Here is a 17,736-nt window from a genome sequence, read left to right on the forward strand (position 1 = left end):
GGTTAAATATTTCATAAAATGCATTTTTAACTGGGTCAAATGCAAAAAGGGGACCCCAAACGGCATCCCCAAACCAAACAAACTAAAGTAATAACTAACTACTCGTTTTCGTTTTCATCCTCGAATTTGGTATCTGCCATTCGAGTACGGTCTCTTTGAATATCCATAAATTTTGGGTTCAATGACTTATCGTCGGTATCAAACACCAAAAACTGTTTCGTATCCATACCATGTAAGGCGTTGAAAGAGTTGAACCTATTATTTTGAAGTTGTAATATTTTTAAGTTTGCCAATTGGCCAAACTCTTTGGGAATTTCACCTCCCAATTGATTATTGGACAAAACCAATTCCTTTAACTGGACCAAATTCCCAATTTCCCTTGGTATCTGACCTTCCAATTTATTTTCAAAAAGACCCAATGCCTCTAAGTTTGACAGGTTTCCAATGGATTCGGGTATTGTTCCCTTGAGATTGTTACTGGATAGGTTTAGCTCTTTTAACTTTTTAAGTTCCCCAAATGTTTCTGGAATAGGTCCGGTTAAAAAGTTGTTGAACATAGAGAATATCTCCAATTCCTTAAAATTGGCGACTTCTGTTGGGATACCACCCTTGATTCGGTTCATCTCAAAACGGAAAACCTTTAGTTTTTCCAACTTCACAATAGCTTTTGGGAGCACTCCGGTAATCTGATTGAAAGCCAGATTTAAATTGGAAAGATGTTTTAAATCACCTATGCTTTCTGGAAGTACGCCATTTAAATTGTTCATAAACAGTGTTAGGCCCACTACATGCCCATTATCGACCTTTACCCCCTTCCATGTGTCCACGGGTGCGGTCAAATCCCAAGAAACATTCCAATCTTCACCATTGGTGCTATTGTACAAATCTACCAATGCAGATTTTTCTTTGGGGGAAATCTGTCCATTGGCAAAAGATATGCCCACAGAGAACATCAGATAAAAGAAAAAAATAGCAACTCGAATCATTAATTACTTATTAGATCACAACGAATTTACTTACAAAATACAATAAAGAAGAAATAACTTACAAATATAATCGTCAAATACACTCCAATTTGTTGTGAACTGGGTAAAATTCGATGTAAAAGCTGAAATGTTTGGTCAATCAAGAGCTTCTAACTCTTCAGACAAGTTCTCCCAATCTTCCATTAAGGACTCCAAATCCTTCTTTTTGCCTTCGTAATTGTCAAAAAAATTGGGCTTCGCAATGGTGGCATCATAGTCCATGAGCAAGTCGTGGTCAATATCGGCAATCTGTTTTTCTAGTTGGGAAATCTTCTTCTCTACCCCACTAAGTTTGTTTTTGAGGGATTTTTGCTTCTTTTGGGTCTGATAGTCGCTCTCCTTGTTTTTTTCCTGTGGTTTGTCTTCTTTCTTTGGGTCCCCTTTTTCAACACTTCGGAAATCCTCCATCTTACGTTGTTCCAAATAAAAGTCGATATCGCCTAAATATTCTTTTATGCCCCCATCCTTGAACTCATACACCCTATCAGTCAATCCTTGAAGAAAATCACGGTCGTGAGAGACCAAAATCAGCGTTCCTTCAAAACTTTGAAGGGCCCGCTTCAATACATTTTTGGATTTAATGTCCAAGTGATTTGTAGGCTCATCCATTACAAGCACATTGAATGGTTGCAAGAGCATTTTGGCCAAGGCCAATCGGTTTCTTTCGCCCCCGGAAAGCACTTTTACATATTTATCCACTTCATCGCCCCTAAACAGGAATGAACCTAAAATATCCCGGACCTTACTACGGTTTTTTTCATTGGCAGCATCGATCATGGTATCCAAAATGGTCTTGTTCCCATCCAGATATTCGGCTTGATTCTGCGCAAAGTACCCCAACTGTACGTTGTGCCCAATCTTTAAATTGCCCTTGTAATCCAATTCCCCGACCAAAATCTTGGCAAGGGTAGTTTTTCCTTGGCCGTTTTGACCTACAAAAGCGGTTTTGCTGCCGCGATCAATCATTAGATCTATATCCTGAAGCACTTCTTTGGGGCCGTAGCTTTTGGAAACACCGTTTAATTCTGCCACTACCTTACCGGGGTTTACAGAAACAGGAAACCGAAGGTTCATCACACTATTGTCCTCTTCATCCACCTCGATGCGCTCCATTTTATCCAGTTTTTTGATAAGGGACTGTGCCATGGATGCCTTGCTGGATTTTGCCCTAAATTTTTCAATCAACCTTTCGGTTTGTTGTATCTGTTTTTCTTGGTTTTTTTGGGCACTTAATTGCTGCTCCTTTATTTCCTTTCGGTGCACCAAAAACTGCGAATAGGGCTTGTTGTAGTCGTAAATCCTTCCTAATGAAATCTCAATGGTACGATTGGTTACATTGTCCAAAAACATTTTATCGTGGGAAACAATTACCACGGCACCGGTAAAGTTTCGTAAAAACTGCTCCAACCAAATAATGGATTCAATGTCCAAGTGGTTGGTGGGCTCATCCAGCAGCAATACATCGTTATTTTGAAGCAAAAGTTTGGCCAATTCAATACGCATACGCCATCCACCGGAAAAAGTATCGGTTGGTTTATTGAAGTCTTCTCGCTTAAAACCCAACCCAAGAAGTACTTTTTCGGTATCACCTTGATAATTGTACCCTCCCAAGATTTCATACCGATGCGTTACATCGTTCAAATCTACCATAAGCTGATGGTACCCGTCGCTTTCATAATCGGTTCGCTCCGCCAAAGCAGTGTTGATCTCATCCAGTTTAAGTTCAAGCTCTTTGATTTCTGAAAATGCCTGATAGGATTCCTCCAAAACGGTTCTCCCTTCTTCAAAATCAATATCCTGTTTAAGAAAACCGATTTTTATGTTTTTTTCGGTTGCTATGGCCCCTTCGTCCAAGGGCATTTCCTTGGCAAGGAGTTTAAGCATAGTGGATTTACCCGCACCGTTCTTTCCTATTAAACCTACTCTATCCCCGCCGTTAAGACGAAACGATATTTCCTCGAACAGATATTCTCCTCCAAAGGCTACGGAAAGATTATGAATATTTAGCATTTAAATGTGACCTTGATTACAAAACATTAGTTGGCGAATTCATACTTTTGTACAAAAGCCCTGCAAATGTTAAAAAAAGGAACCAAAATGTACAGCATTTTAACAGGAAACTGTCCAAGATGCCACCAGGAGAGCATGTACGAGAAATCCAATCCGTACACACTTTCCAAAATTTTCAGTATGAACGAAAGGTGTTCGCATTGTGGCTTAAAATACAAGATTGAGCCCTCCTTTTTTTACGGTGCCATGTACGTGAGCTACGGTGTGGGCATTGCGTTTGCAGTTGCCGCCTTTGTAATCTCCTTTTTATTTATTGGCACTTCTTTATTGACCACCTTTATTGCTATTGTGGGTACTTTGATTGTTTTTATGCCGGTAATCATCAGGTTATCCAGAAATATTTGGATCAACTTTTTTGTGAAGTATGACCCCACTTCGGTTAAAAAACACGAAGCGGTAAAGAGTTAACCGGAATAATATTTTTTGGTAAACCTCACAACATCCATTTCCGGATCCAAGTCAGTATTCTTTTCAATATAATCGAACAATTGCCTTGATGCATACGGCCCTATCAACACACCCCTAGAACCAAATCCGTTCAAAACATACAAATTTTGATGCTTCGGATGCTTGCCCACCAAAGGCCTGCGATCAATAACGGTGGGTCGAATTCCCGCCACATGGTCAACAACCTCAAAATCGCATTTTAAAAAGGACTTCAGTTTTTCCAAAAGTTCGTTCTTGGATGCCTCCGTAGGCTCGTTGGTCTTATCTTTCCATTTGTATGTGGCTCCCACCAAATACGTGTCATCTTCCATTGGAATGGTAAAAACCGAGGATTTGATTACATTGTCTTCTTTGTAATTGGGCGCATGGATAATCAATAGCTCGCCTTTGGTACCATTTAAGGGGAGGTAACCGAAATATGGATTTTGTTTGAGGCCGTAACCGCATGCAAAAACAATGTTCTTGGCGGCAATGGACTTATAAGCGACATGATCCTCTGCTATAGAAAGTGAATCAAAATCCATAGATTCTGATAAGAGTTTGCCTTTTTCTTCCAAATATCTTTTGTAGGAACGCACTAAAGTACCCGTATCTATTCTTCCTGTATATTTTACTTCGCCAAATCCATGCGGTGCATCAATGGCCGGGTTGTTGTTCGGTATAATCTTGGTTGAAAGAAAATAGTCCAAATCTGGACGATCAGCCGCTTCAAACCATAGGTTTTGTTCTTCAATTGAGGCAAACTTTCTCAGAACGGGAAGCTCGAAATCCAATTTTACACCCAGTTTTTTCTCCAAATTTTGATAAAATGGCTTGGCCCCTTCCAACTGTTGCTTAGCCTTCCATGCCATGGTGAACCGTTTTAAGATTACGGGATTGTACAGGCCACCAGCCACTTGTGAAGCTCTTTGTGATTCGTCCGTAATCACTGTAAAAGCTTTCCCCTCTTTTTCCAAAACTTCGCAGAACGAAATCCCGGCCAACCCTAAACCTACTACTATATAATCCAACATCTTGCAAAATTAGGTATCTGATCGATCAATCAATCATTCATACTTGAGTTTAATGCAAAAAAAACGCCGCACTAGGTGCGGCGTTTTACTGTATTGAATTGGAAATATTCTATGGACTTACTTAATATGCCCACATATCTTGCTCTCTGTCGCGTATACCCTCTTTTATTCTTTGGGATTCCAAGAGCTGGAACAATGCATTATCAAAAATATAGTCGCTTATTTCGCGATCTTCGTGAACGTTTTCCTCTTTGTAGATAACTCCGTTGAAACGACGAGCGTTCAACAACATATCAAAGGAAATGGGTCTTGCTGAGTTTCGTTGGTTGTACACCTTGGCATCGTGCAAAATTTGCCTAGCCGCAGGGTACCATACCCAAAACAATTCTACTTTGTTCTGTCCTGGATCGATGGACTCATCATCGATAAAGTTAACATCGGGCGCAACCGGTGCAATTCCCAATAAACGATACTTAAGTTCTCCCTGGCGCTTGTCGAAATACCAGATTCCCTTTATACGAAACTCCTCTATGTCGGCAGCAGTAATATCCCTTTTGTTAATAAACTCCGGGGAAACCTGCTCACCAGCATTTACCTGCTCGTAACCAAGATCGGTGGTATCTACTTTTCTCAAGGTAGCCGAAAGGTCTTCCAACTTTCTTTTTTCGGTAAAGTAGGAGTCTGCATAAACCTCAGTAAGGTTTCCATTTTTAATGTTTTTCATCAAAACATGGTACAGCGACCTTCTATCTGCCCCAATACCTATGGTATCGGTTGGGTAATACAATGGAAAGTTAACTCTTTCGTCAAGATCGATGATTTCCCAAACGGTCTTGGACCATAGGATATCCCTATCATCCACATAACCGTACGCTAAAGGCTCATCGGCATCTTGCTCTATTTGAGCTTGGGTTTTTTTACCTATATCCTCTGGCAACTTGGCATTTAAAATATTTGCCTGTGCCATGATTGATACTGGCAATACGCCCAACAATCCAATTAATAATGCGTTTTTCCAATTCATGATCACTTGTATACTTTTTATACTTCTTAGTTAGTAAGCTCAACCATAACAGGAGATACTTTCTTTAACTTGTAGCTCTTGTTGTTTGTGATGTAAGCTTGGATATCGAATATTTGGACAGACTCGCCCCTGCCTGCTCTTGCAAGTACAGATTTGGCCCTGCTATCCAATTTGTTTCCATTTACAACTACGGTTGGCTGACCCGGCACTTTGAATTTAAACTGACTAACGGCTAGGTTCAAGTCAAAGTCAAAATCTTCCAACATTGCACTAACAGTAGATATCTCAAGGTTTTTCCTTGGCATCTTAATGCTACCTGATTCTCCACGAACGGTACCGCTTGGCCTTGGAATATCCTTGATACGGAATTCTGACGAAGTACGGATTCCCTTACCATCGGGCAATGTTCCAGAAGCTGTAATGGTTACAGATCTACCCGTACCTGGGTTCATGATGTAATTGCTGCCACTTCTTCTGCTCAAACCAGGAGCTGAAGCTGAAACCTTATTATCTGGAATACCAGGAATAGAGATGGTCATTGGGTTGGCAACACCACGATACACCACGTTCATTTTATCTGCAGAAATTACTGCTGCGTTAGGCATGGAGATAGTTGCAAAAGTGTTGTTCACTTCCACTGGCACCTCTTCACCGTCTTGCATGTATGTCATGGTTCCTTTAATGGTGTGGTCGCCTGGAGTACCGGCACTGATCAACATTTTGATTCCGCCAGCTTCCAATTCGTAATCCTTACCTTCTGTCAATGGCCTTCCGTCCAAAGTCAATTCAGCTTTTACAGGCGTGGAAGTTTTGTCAGTTTTACTAACAATGATCTTACCATCGTACTTTTCACCTGCGTAGTAAGCGGTTTTAGGAGCGGACAATGCACTTGCAAAGTTGGTCAAGGACACCGCCTCGGTCAATTCACCTTCCAAAAGGGTTTTCAACACCTCTTGCTCGGTAGTTTTGATATCGGCCTGCAACTGGGTCATTTTGGTCAAAGAGGCCACCAATGGGAACCCTTCGTAATGGTAGTTGATCCAATCTTGGCGCGTGCCATCTCTCTTCTCAACTTTACCATCTTCATCTCCAGTGGCAAAACGTGTCTCAACACCGGCTTTCAAAGATTTATATTCATCTGGCAAAGCATTGATAACACCTTCGCGGTAATCGTTGATCTGCTTCATGAACTCTTTTCCTTCTGGTCCCAAATTGTCGCCCTGAAAGAATTTTTGGTCCAAATAATCAGACTTGTCCATAACCACGTAGTCCTTTGGGTCTTCCAAATCTGCGGTCATTTCTTTCTTCAATCCTTCCAAATAGTTATAGTAATTATCGGAAAGTTGCTTGATCTCTTGAGCATTTTGGTACAATTCTCCGTACTCCTCTTCGTTTTCACTGGCCTTTGTTTCCAAGCTGGCCATAAAACTAGAGTTATTGGAGTCCATGTTGGTATTGGAAGTTTCCAGCTTTTCGTTCATCAGTCCGAAAGCTGCAAGTACTTCCTTGCTCATATTAAGTGCCAACATCGCAATGAAGATCAAGTACATAAGGTTGATCATCTTCTGACGTGGCGTTTGTTTTCCTGATGCCATGTTTATCTAATTAGATTTAATAATAATTTGATTTGGTTTTTGTTTTCTGTTGATTTTGAAAACATCTAATTAGTTTTTTCCGCCCATGGCCGTAAGCATACCTCCGTACACTCCGTTCAAAGAAGATAGGTTAGTGGCCAAAGACTCCATTTGGTCTTTCAAGGCACCTGCGTTCTGTACAACTTCTTCGTTGATGGAAGCTTGACGGCTAGCACTTTCCAATTGTACTTTGTACAGGCTGTTCAAAGATTCCATTTGAGCTGCAGCGTGAGACAATTCCTCCGAGTACTTTTTAGTGTGCTGAATAGCATCTGTTGTTGGAGTGATATTCTTAGCGGCACCTTCAAAACTCTTGATACTTTCACCCAAGTTGGTAAAAAGTTCAGAATCGATTTTTGCTTCTTTTAGAAGGTTATCCAATTTCTTGGAAAGCAATCCTTCTGCTTCTTGAGCATCTTTTGCCTCTTGCTTTCTTTTGGAATCCGCTTGACCTCCGGACAATTCTGGATATACCAAAGACCAGTCGTATTCGTCGTCAACTGGTTCAAATGCAGAGATAGCAAAGATCAATGCTTCGGTAATAAGTCCAACCGCAAGAAGAAGTCCACCTGTAAGGGGCCCGAACTCCCAGTGAAGGATCTTGAACAATGCACCAATAATTACTACCGATGCCCCTAGCCCGTAGGCCATGTTAAACAGCTTTTTTGTTGATTTTGACTGCGCCATAATTCTAGTTTTAATTAAGTTATATAAAAAATAAGTATTTGGTTACTACTCTTACTTGTTTATATAATGTTCTCTCGTGTTTTTGTTTTTATTATAGTCCGCTTCGGCTACCGTTGGCAGAATCTTCCTCTCCCATATAATCCTGGACCGTTCTAAATCCTATGTAACTTCTTGCAGAATCTTGATATTCATAATCTCTGGTACTTACTTGAAGGAAGTAAGCTACATCTTTCCAAGAGCCTCCACGAATCACTTTACGTTTGTTGTCCTGTGAACCAATATTCGGGTTCATGGTGGATAAATATTGGTAAGCACCTGGATCAAAACTGGAATTTGTCCATTCCGACACATTGCCTGCCATATTGTATAGATTGTATTCGTTAGGCTCAAAGGATTTTGCTTCTACCGTATATAAAGCGGCATCTGCTGCGTAATCGCCTCGCTGTGGCTTAAAGTTGGCCATAAAACATCCCGTATCGCTGATCACATACGGACCGCCCCAAGGATATGTCCCGCCTTCGATTCCTCCCCTGGCGGCATATTCCCACTCTGCTTCGGTGGGTAACCTAAATTGGTTCACAAACTGTTTTCCACGACTTTTTTGATCATCGTTCTTAAATTTTGTTCTCCAATTACAAAAGGCTTTGGCCTGCATCCAGTTTACCCCGACTACAGGGTAGTCGCTATAGGCATCATGCCAAAAATAATCGTTGTGCATCGGCTCATTGTAGCTGTATTCAAAATCTCGGATCCATACAGTGGTATCTGGGTAAATTTCCAATTCTTCTTGTTTAATGAAGTCCTTTCTATTACCCGATCGTGCCCTGGCCGCAGCTTCGATGTCCATCCAGTTGTACTTGTACTTGATTTTGGTAACATCTATGCTTCTAAGGCCATTATAGCTTTCTTCTTCTGGAAGATACATGGAATCCATAACCTCTGCATAGTACTCATCCGGGTATTCCGATGTATCCCATATCAAATCCACATCTTTGTTCAATGCCCTGCCTTCATAATAGTTATCTCCCATACCCGCATAATTATCGAGCATGTATTTGTCGTAAACGGAAAGTTCAGTCGTATCGGTATCCTTAAATCCGTACTCACCGATACCTTCATCTTCGGGCCCAATACCCAACTCGTCGGCCAAAATGGCCAATCTGGTTCTTACTATGGAATCCTTGACCCACTCCACAAACTGTCGGTACTCACTATTGGTGATTTCCGTATCGTCCATATAAAAGGAACGTACGGTAACCGTTCTTGTGGGAGCATTCAATGTTTTTGCTTGATCCTCATGGGCTTTCCCCATTACAAAGGCGCCTCTGGGAATCAATTCCATTCCATAGGGTTTTTCTGGATGCCATTTTTTTCCCTTTACCCCAACTAGTTCACCTTTTGACCTTGATTTAGAGCCACAACTGGCAAGCAAAAAAACAAGTGCTAGAGATGAAAAGAATAGCTTTCTCATACTTTAGGTTAAATTGTTCGATTCAAGATTTTATAACTGTACTACACAGATTCATTACTCTCAAAACTGATTTTTGAATGAATTATTGTGCAAAAACAATTAATGATCAAAATTTAATTTATTTAGTTCAAGCCTTTTCTGTAGGCTTTGAACCACCTTTCGGGAATGTTCTGGTTGCAAGCATCCAAATAGTCCTCTTCGGTGCAAGGTAATAACGCCACCGAATTTGTTTTAGTATGCTCTGCCAAAATTGTTGGTACTTCTACCCACCACCGTTCTGTGACATGGCTTTTGAAAAAAATCAACTCTTCCGTGTCCGTGGGTACAGTAAACTTTGTGAAGTCTTCGTTCTTTGAACTTGGGTACTCTTTGATCCTGAAGCTTAGGCCCTCAATAAAATACCATATAATCTGGGCAATCATCTGGAATGCCTGATGGGAGTTTTCCCCTTCGTAAATTCCAAACAGGGAAACTTTGTCGCTAATACCGGCGTAACGGGCAATGGTACATATCTCCCGACCTGTAAAACCATTTGGGGAAAAGTTACTTGTCATACCCATTTCGCTGGCACGGATAGCCCTCAGGTCCAAGCTTACAATATCGCTGCTTCGCAAAACAGGTTCCGCCAGTTCTATATTGGCGGCAATCTCACCTAAGCGATAGGCATCGAAAAAAAGGCGTTCCATTAAATCCTTTTCTTCCTGGGCATTGAAATAACTCTGGTATCCAATGTTTGAAAAATTAAAAAGATTGTTGGGCTTATCGGTAATGATCTTGCTCATATAGGAATGTGATGAAATCAATTCATCGTCCTCACCAAAGTCGAACCGACTATCAATGGAGACCAGATTCACCATATTCTTTATTTTATCAAAAGCGCGGTAAGTAGGGAAAGTAATATCCTGGGTAAGACCCAATACTATGGGTATGATGTTTTCCTCGAGCAATCCCGCCACGATTTCCTTTACCACAAAATAGGTATCCTCTACGGTATCGCCTTCCTCCACATCCCCTATATCAATAATGGTGGAGTTCCAGTTGCCCATCATTAAACGGTAGAGCTGGATACGGACTTCGTCCAAATCCAGTTTTTCCGGTTTTTTCTCAAAGGCATTTCTGGATTCCAATACGCCAAAAATGGCGACATCGGCATGGGCGAATACCGGAAGCCCATCCTTTTCGGTATGCATGTGGACGTTTTTTCCCAATGCTTGTTCTGGCAACAATTCGGAATGTGCCAATACCTTGTCCTTGACCGGAACCAGAAAATCGAAGGCCATACTATTTCTTAGCTTTTGCTTTTGTCTTGGCTTTTTTCTTTGGTGATTTCTTTTCCAATAGGGCCTGTGCTTCTTCCAAAGTAATTTTTGTGGCATCCACATCTTTGGAAAGTTCCACCTTTACCCTACCTTTTATAATATTGTGTCTTCCCCAACGGGCTTTTTCTATCCTGATTTTTTCTTCGGGCCATTCTTGAACCAGTTTTTCGGCTTCCTTCTTCTTTTTGGCCTCGATCAATTCAGCGATATCCCCTTCGGAAAGATTATCAAAATCGTATTTTTTGTTCACGTTGATGAACATACCGTTCCATTTTATGAACGGCCCAAACCTACCTTTACCTTTGGTAACATCCTTTCCTTCATACGTGGCAATCGGTGCATCTGCCTTTTGCTTTTCTTTGATCAATTCTATGGCGCGCTCCATATCCACATCAAAAGCGCTTTCGCCTTTGGCGAGTGAAATGAATTTTTTACCAAACCTTACATAAGGTCCATAACGACCCACATTGGCCTCTACTTCCTCGCCTTCGTACACACCTAACTTTCTTGGGAGTTCAAAAAGCGTCATGGCTTCTTCAAAAGTAATGGTGCCAATGGACTGGTCTGGCAGCAAACTTGCAAATTGTGGTTTCTCTTCATCATCCACAGTACCAATCTGCACCATGGGACCAAAACGGCCCAATCTTACGGATACCTGTCTGCCCGTTTTGGGGTCCGTTCCCAACACACGCTCACCACTAGCACGTTCGGCATTTTCCTCGACCTCCAACACATTGGGGTGGAAATCCTTGTAGAAATTTTTCATCATTTCCTGCCAATCCTCATCGCCCGAAGCAATTTCATCAAAATCCTCTTCTACCTGAGCTGTAAAATTGTAATCTAGAATTTGGGTGAAGTGTGTCACCAAAAAGTCATTTACGATCATTCCAATATCCGTTGGAACAATTTTTCCTTTCTCCGAACCGACCATTTCGGTCAATTGTTTATCGGAAACCTTGCCTTCTTCGAGTACCAACTGCACGTAGTTGCGTTCGGAACCTTCCACCGTACCTTTTTCCACATATCCCCTATTTTGAATGGTTGATATGGTAGGCGCGTAGGTGGATGGTCTACCAATGCCCAATTCTTCCAGTTTCTTTACCAAGGAGGCCTCGGAATATCTATAAGGTGGTCGTGTGAATCTTTCTGTTGCGGAAATAAATACATTTTGAAGCGGCTCTCCCACATTCATGGCCGGCAGCATTCCTTCTTGCTCCTCGCCATCTTCATCATCGGTTCCTTCCAGATATACTTTAAGGAAACCATCAAACTTCACCACTTCCCCGTTTGCTGAGAATTCCTCGTTGTGGGTACTCGCTTTTATTTTCACATTGGTACGTTCCAACTGGGCATCGCTCATCTGCGAGGCAAGGGTACGTTTCCAAATCAACTCATATAATTTTGCTTGGTCGCGCTCCAATTGGGGCGATTGCAATTTCATATCGGTAGGGCGAATGGCCTCGTGAGCCTCTTGTGCCCCTTTGGATTTCCCTGTAAAATTTCTGGTTTGACTGTACTTTTCTCCATAGTTGTCCAGAATGGCATCTTTTGCCGCTGCTATTGCTTCGTTGGACAGGTTGACGCTATCCGTTCTCATATAGGTAATTAGACCTGCCTCGTACAAACGTTGCGCTACTTGCATGGTTCGGCTTACCGAAAAATAGAGCTTTCTGGATGCTTCCTGCTGCAAGGTCGATGTCGTAAAAGGTGCAGCTGGAGATTTTTTTGCCGGCTTTTGGGCCAAATCGGAAACCGAAAAGCCTGCGCCTATATTTTCTTTCAGGAACTTCTCGGCAGCTTCTTTGGTCGGGAATGTTTTGTTCAGCTTTGCTGCAAATACGTTACCCTGATTGGTTTTGAATTCCGCCTTTATCCTGAAAGATGCTTCTGGCGTAAATTCTTCAATCTCACGTTCCCGTTCCACAATCAAGCGAACCGCTACGGATTGCACCCTACCTGCGGAAAGCCCTGGTTTTATTTTTTTCCACAGTACCGGTGACAGTTCGTAACCCACCAAACGGTCCAACACTCTACGTGCCTGTTGCGCGTTGACCAAATTGTAGTTGATGTCCCTCGGATTTTCAATCGCCTTTTGGATAGCCGATTTGGTAATGGAGTTAAATACGATTCGTTTGGTCTTGTTCTTATCCAAACCCAACTCTTCTGCCAAGTGCCAAGATATGGCCTCCCCTTCTCGGTCTTCATCACTCGCCAGCCAAATGGTTTCCGCTTTTTTTGCCAAGTCCTTGAGTTTTTTCACCAAGGCCTTCTTCTCCTTATCTACAGTATATTTTGGCTTAAAATCGTTCTCCACATCTACGCCGAGTTCTTTTGAGGGAAGGTCGGCAATGTGCCCAAAACTGGACTCAACTTGAAATTCCTTACCCAGAAATTTTTCAATGGTTTTAGCTTTAGCGGGGGACTCTACAATAACTAAATTTTTTGGCATGCACTTGGTTTTGTGACAACAAAAGTATATCAATTTTTCGATTTTAAGGTTTTACCCTCGTCCCAATAAAAAAATATCCCGCTTAAAACGGGATATCAAAACTGGCTTTTCTTGATTTTTAATTGAGTCCTATTTGGCTGATGAGCCTGATACCATCATTAAGGTATTCATATTGATATAATATTTCGTCCCCAACCATAATCAAATGGTTTTCCGTGGGAATCACATCAAACGTAACAATATCTTTAAAATGGTTTAACTCTTTTATATCGTTCACATCTGTTTTATCGAACACCTTAAGCCCCGAATCTCCATCACAAACAAAAAGTTTTTCTTCCTTAATGCCCAGACCATAAGGGCCATCCATTGGGTATGAAACGACCAGTTCCGGACTTTCTATATTGGATATATCAACAATGAACAATCCACTCTCCGTGGCTCCACACCAATTTCCCCCGCGTAGCGTGACATAGGCATAATCTCCATCCACTACAACAGGGTCGCAGGCCGTGCCATGTTCAAATTCGGAAACTTTGCTCGGTGCGGCAGGATTGGCAATATCATATATATACATACCCCGCATACTGCCCAAGAAAAGGTAATTGCCATTATAAAAAATCGTCTCAATATCGAAACCTGCATATACATCTTCAAGAGCCTGGGGATTGTCCAAATCGGATATATTGAACACATTTATATTATGGCTGTCCACGGCATACAAATAATCCTCCACAATTTTGAACCTTGCCAATGAACCTCCTTGGCCTGTTTCTCCATTGGTAGATTCGGCGAAAGCTGTATCGTTAAAAACGCCCCCATTGTCCTTTTCAACTTCAGAGACCAACCTTCGCTCTGTTATGGTCTGCCAACCCACAACAATCTCTGTTTCGTGATCATAAATTGCACCTTCCACAATGTCTGCCTCAAAAGGAAAGAAAATGTTGCTCTGCAATACGTTTTCCAATCGGTTCACCTGTTCAATGTTTTTGATATCGGAAATATCAATGACCACCAAATCCGTTAGACTGTCGGCAAACAAGTAATTATCCTTTACCGAAACATCCACATTTCCCGGAATCTGAATAAATGCAACTTTTACAGGTTGGCTTGGATTGCTATTGTTGATAACGTGCACCCCTTTGTACTTGTCGTTGATGAAGATATAATCCTTGTAGGCGTATACCTTTCCAGATTCGTTGATGGGTCGTGGGGCAATAATGTCAACCCCGGCAGCAAATTCGGTTTTGCTCATCACCATGGGCCGGGCAACGAGGTACTCGGCATATTCATCACTGGAATCGTCATTGGTACATGACAAAAACAGTAGCATGGTCAAAAAAGGCAACAAGAGGATTTTCTTTTTCATAACAGCATGTATTTTACACACTTAGACGAAAATTATTGGACAAAGTTGCGCCAAAATCCATTAAAATCACACATCCATAGAAATTCCAATGGCATCTTTATAAATAAAGTAGATAGGTATTTTACTGAACATGGCCGTAAACAGAACTCCCACCAAGCAAAGGATCACACCGAGTTGCGACACCAATCCAGCCACGATGACCAGAAGAAATATCATCAACCAGTTTTTATTGCCCAATGCAAAACCCGCTTTCACAATTTCCAAAGCGGTGAGCTCTTTGTCAAAAGCAAAAAAGGCAGGAAACAAAGACATGGGCACCATCAAATAAATAATTCCCAAACCACAGGTCAATAATCCCAATAAGGACAAGCCCGTCATTATCAAAGAGAGAATCAACGCCTTGATCAAATATTCTTTTTTGAAATAGTAGAAATAATCGTCCTTTCCGGATTCATTGAGATCATACTTTCTGCAAATCCGTAAAAACGCGGCGTTCAAACAAATACTTACCGTCATAACACACACGGAAAAAATAGGCATGAACAACGACATCAATCCCGCAAATGCAGGCGGCATCTCTTGTTCATCAAAGGCATTGGGATCGCTTATGCCCATAGCGATCATGGGCAGGTAAATCAATAAATAAAAAGGCAAAATGCTCACAAAGGTCAATATCAAGGTCAAAAAACCTTGTAGCCATACTTTTTTGAAAAGCTCCACAGAATTATTGAACACAGTTCCAAACTCTACGGGCGCACTCTGTTTGATTCTTTCGGAAAGGTTGATGAAATTCATTGTTTAGTTATAGGTTTTATTGCTAGTTTGAAGGTAACACTAACAGGGGATATCGCAATATATTATTAAAAAATACTGCCAAATTGTCACTAAACTGTAATAAGCATTATCTTTGCACCCCATTGAAACATTTATGATAGAGGAAAAAAGCGTGGAAAAGATAATAGATGAAAGCCAACAGGGAAGCACCCTATCACTGGAAAACAACGAAAAGAACGGCCGAAAGCTTTATATTGAAAGCTACGGTTGCCAGATGAACTTTTCCGATAGCGAGATTGTGGCGTCCATTTTGGCCAAGGAAGGTTTCAACACTACCCAAAACTTGGACGATGCCGATTTGGTCCTGGTAAACACCTGTTCCATTCGGGAAAAAGCCGAACAAACCGTTCGCAAGCGTTTGGAGAAGTTCAATGCCGTAAAAAGAACCAAACCAAATATGAAAGTCGGGGTCTTGGGCTGCATGGCGGAACGCTTGAAAAGCAAGTTCTTGGAAGAGGAAAAAATCGTGGATATGGTTGTGGGACCCGATGCCTACAAAGACCTTCCCAATCTAATCCAAGAAATTGACGAAGGTAGGAATGCGGTAAACGTCATCCTATCCAAAGATGAGACCTACGGCGATGTGGCACCCGTTCGATTGAACACCAACGGTGTCTCTGCTTTTGTTTCCATTACACGTGGCTGCGACAACATGTGCACGTTCTGTGTAGTGCCTTTTACCAGAGGAAGGGAACGTAGTCGTGACCCACAATCCATTTTAGAGGAAGTGAACGACCTTTGGGAAAGAGGATTCAAGGAAATTACCCTTTTGGGCCAGAATGTGGACAGCTACCTTTGGTATGGTGGTGGATTGAAAAAGGATTTCGACAAGGCTACGGACATGCAAAAAGCCACTTCCGTAAACTTTGCAGGGTTGTTGGAACTTGTGGCACAGGCACAGCCAAAGATGCGTATCCGTTTTTCCACATCCAACCCACAGGATATGACTTTGGACGTGATCGAGACCATGGCAAAATACAGAAATATCTGCAAGTACATTCACTTGCCCGTGCAAAGTGGAAGCAACCGTATTCTAAAAGCCATGAACCGTCTGCACACTCGTGAGGAGTATTTTGAATTGATTGATAACATCAAAAAAATAATCCCTGATTGCGCCATCAGTCAAGATATGATAACCGGGTTCCCTACGGAAACGGAAGAAGACCATCAGGACACCTTGAGTTTGATGGAATACGTGAAGTACGATTTTGGTTTTATGTTCGCTTATTCCGAAAGACCCGGAACTTTGGCCGAACGTAAAATGGAGGACGATATTCCCGAGACCATCAAAAAAAGACGTCTTACGGAGATCATCGAACTGCAGCAAAAGCATAGCCATTATCGCACGCAAGAGCATTTGGGCAAGATCGAGGAAGTGCTCATCGAGGGAACTTCCAAAAAATCGGACGCCCACTGGATGGGACGAAACTCCCAGAATACCGTTGTGGTTTTTCCAAAGGAAAATTATAAAGTAGGGGATTTTGTCAACGTCAAAATCAACGAATGTACCTCCGCTACCCTTATCGGTGAGGCAGTAGGTTTAAGCTAAGTGAAAAACATGCCGAAAAGCAAAAAAATAAACGTTAAGGGAATTGATATTGTATTGTACGAGCAAAACAATAACGATTTTATTTCCCTAACCGATATCGCCCGGCACAAAGACCCCCATCATACCGACGACATTATTAAAAACTGGATGAGGAATCGAAATACGATTGAGCTTTTGGGCTTTTGGGAAAGTATTTATAACCCCAATTTTAAACCCGTCGAATTCGACGGGTTTAAAAAGCAAGCAGGGCTTAACAGTTTTGTAATGACCCCAAAACGTTGGATTGAAAACACGAATGCAATTGGCATTGTTTCAAAGGCCGGAAGGTATGGCGGTACCTTTGCCCATAAAGATATAGCTTTGGAATTTGCTTCTTGGATTTCCATAGAGTTTAAGCTCTATGTCATCAAAGAATTTCAACGCTTGAAAGATGATGAAAACAATCGCCTAAAATTAGAATGGGACCTACAGCGGGCCATTTCCAAAATCAATTATCAAATCCACACAGATGCAATAAAGGAAAACCTGGTTCCAAAAGAAATTACCAAGAAGCAAGCCAATTTTGTATATGCCACTGAGGCCGATTTACTCAATACCGCTCTTTTTGGAACAACTGCAAAGGAATGGAGACAAGAAAACCCTAACAAAAAAGGAAATATACGAGATTTTGCCACTTTGGAACAATTGGTCGTTTTAAGCAACATCGAAAGTATTAACGCTTTACTTATTGAGCAAAACCTTCCTCAGAGCGAAAGACTGATCCAACTCAATAAAGTTGCAATTACCCAAATGAAATCCTTAACTGAAAATACCACTATCAAAAAATTAAGATAAGTTCACTTAACCCT

The 17,736-nt window shown here is 41.6% G+C and carries 14 protein-coding genes; 3 read left to right on the top strand and 11 right to left on the bottom strand.

Annotation, left to right across the window (positions count from 1 at the left end):
* Nucleotides 1–98: 98 nt before the first annotated feature.
* Nucleotides 99–986: a hypothetical protein gene (locus GO009_RS12635; RefSeq protein ID WP_163626607.1), complete on the bottom strand. Its 888-nt coding sequence runs from the start codon at nucleotides 984–986 to the stop codon at nucleotides 99–101.
* 135 nt (nucleotides 987–1,121) lie between these two features.
* The gene (locus GO009_RS12640; protein ID WP_163626608.1) at nucleotides 1,122–3,035 is read right to left on the bottom strand and encodes an ABC-F family ATP-binding cassette domain-containing protein; all 1,914 of its coding nucleotides are present in this window, start codon (nucleotides 3,033–3,035) and stop codon (nucleotides 1,122–1,124) included.
* Nucleotides 3,036–3,101: 66 nt separating this feature from the next.
* Here GO009_RS12640 and GO009_RS12645 point away from each other — a divergent pair, with 66 nt between their 5' ends.
* Nucleotides 3,102–3,503 (top strand): DUF983 domain-containing protein, encoded by a 402-nt coding sequence (locus tag GO009_RS12645; RefSeq protein ID WP_163626609.1) that lies wholly within the window; start codon nucleotides 3,102–3,104, stop codon nucleotides 3,501–3,503.
* Here GO009_RS12645 and GO009_RS12650 read toward each other — a convergent pair.
* From GO009_RS12650 to GO009_RS12690, 9 genes are all read right to left on the bottom strand, one after another.
* On the bottom strand, nucleotides 3,500–4,555 hold the full coding sequence (locus tag GO009_RS12650) for an FAD-binding oxidoreductase (RefSeq protein ID WP_163626610.1): 1,056 nt from the start codon (nucleotides 4,553–4,555) through the stop codon (nucleotides 3,500–3,502). The two genes, GO009_RS12645 and GO009_RS12650, sit on opposite strands and share 4 nt — an antisense overlap.
* Before the next feature lie 121 nt (nucleotides 4,556–4,676).
* Nucleotides 4,677–5,579 (bottom strand): gliding motility protein GldN, encoded by a 903-nt coding sequence (gene gldN / locus GO009_RS12655; protein WP_163626611.1) that lies wholly within the window; start codon nucleotides 5,577–5,579, stop codon nucleotides 4,677–4,679.
* A gap of 26 nt (nucleotides 5,580–5,605) precedes the next feature.
* Nucleotides 5,606–7,174, bottom strand: a complete 1,569-nt coding sequence (gene gldM / locus GO009_RS12660) for a gliding motility protein GldM (protein ID WP_163626612.1) — start codon at nucleotides 7,172–7,174, stop codon at nucleotides 5,606–5,608.
* A 69-nt stretch (nucleotides 7,175–7,243) separates the two neighbouring features.
* Nucleotides 7,244–7,900, bottom strand: a complete 657-nt coding sequence (gene gldL, locus GO009_RS12665; protein WP_163626613.1) for a gliding motility protein GldL — start codon at nucleotides 7,898–7,900, stop codon at nucleotides 7,244–7,246.
* A 91-nt stretch (nucleotides 7,901–7,991) separates the two neighbouring features.
* A complete protein-coding gene (gene gldK / locus GO009_RS12670) occupies nucleotides 7,992–9,371 on the bottom strand; it encodes a gliding motility lipoprotein GldK (protein ID WP_163626614.1) in 1,380 nt (459 codons plus the stop codon).
* A 122-nt stretch (nucleotides 9,372–9,493) separates the two neighbouring features.
* Entirely contained in the window at nucleotides 9,494–10,651 is a 1,158-nt protein-coding gene (locus tag GO009_RS12675) for a formimidoylglutamase (RefSeq protein WP_163626615.1), read from the bottom strand.
* A 1-nt stretch (nucleotide 10,652) separates the two neighbouring features.
* The gene (gene topA / locus GO009_RS12680; RefSeq protein ID WP_163626616.1) at nucleotides 10,653–13,139 is read right to left on the bottom strand and encodes a type I DNA topoisomerase; all 2,487 of its coding nucleotides are present in this window, start codon (nucleotides 13,137–13,139) and stop codon (nucleotides 10,653–10,655) included.
* Nucleotides 13,140–13,257: 118 nt separating this feature from the next.
* Nucleotides 13,258–14,505 (bottom strand): LVIVD repeat-containing protein, encoded by a 1,248-nt coding sequence (locus GO009_RS12685; RefSeq protein WP_163626617.1) that lies wholly within the window; start codon nucleotides 14,503–14,505, stop codon nucleotides 13,258–13,260.
* Nucleotides 14,506–14,571: 66 nt separating this feature from the next.
* Nucleotides 14,572–15,300, bottom strand: coding sequence for a hypothetical protein (locus tag GO009_RS12690; RefSeq protein WP_163626618.1), 729 nt, complete (start codon nucleotides 15,298–15,300; stop codon nucleotides 14,572–14,574).
* Between the two features lie 133 nt (nucleotides 15,301–15,433).
* On the opposite strand from GO009_RS12690, the gene miaB reads away from it, so the two are divergent.
* On the top strand, nucleotides 15,434–16,888 hold the full coding sequence (gene miaB / locus GO009_RS12695) for a tRNA (N6-isopentenyl adenosine(37)-C2)-methylthiotransferase MiaB (protein WP_203532454.1): 1,455 nt from the start codon (nucleotides 15,434–15,436) through the stop codon (nucleotides 16,886–16,888).
* 9 nt (nucleotides 16,889–16,897) lie between these two features.
* Complete coding sequence (locus tag GO009_RS12700) at nucleotides 16,898–17,722, top strand: KilA-N domain-containing protein (RefSeq protein ID WP_163626619.1); 825 nt, start codon at nucleotides 16,898–16,900, stop codon at nucleotides 17,720–17,722.
* The last annotated feature ends 14 nt before the right edge of the window (nucleotides 17,723–17,736 follow it).

Origin of the sequence: Allomuricauda sp. TY007 (genome assembly GCF_010468565.1) — a bacterium.
In the GTDB taxonomy this organism is placed as follows: Bacteria; Bacteroidota; Bacteroidia; order Flavobacteriales; family Flavobacteriaceae; genus Flagellimonas.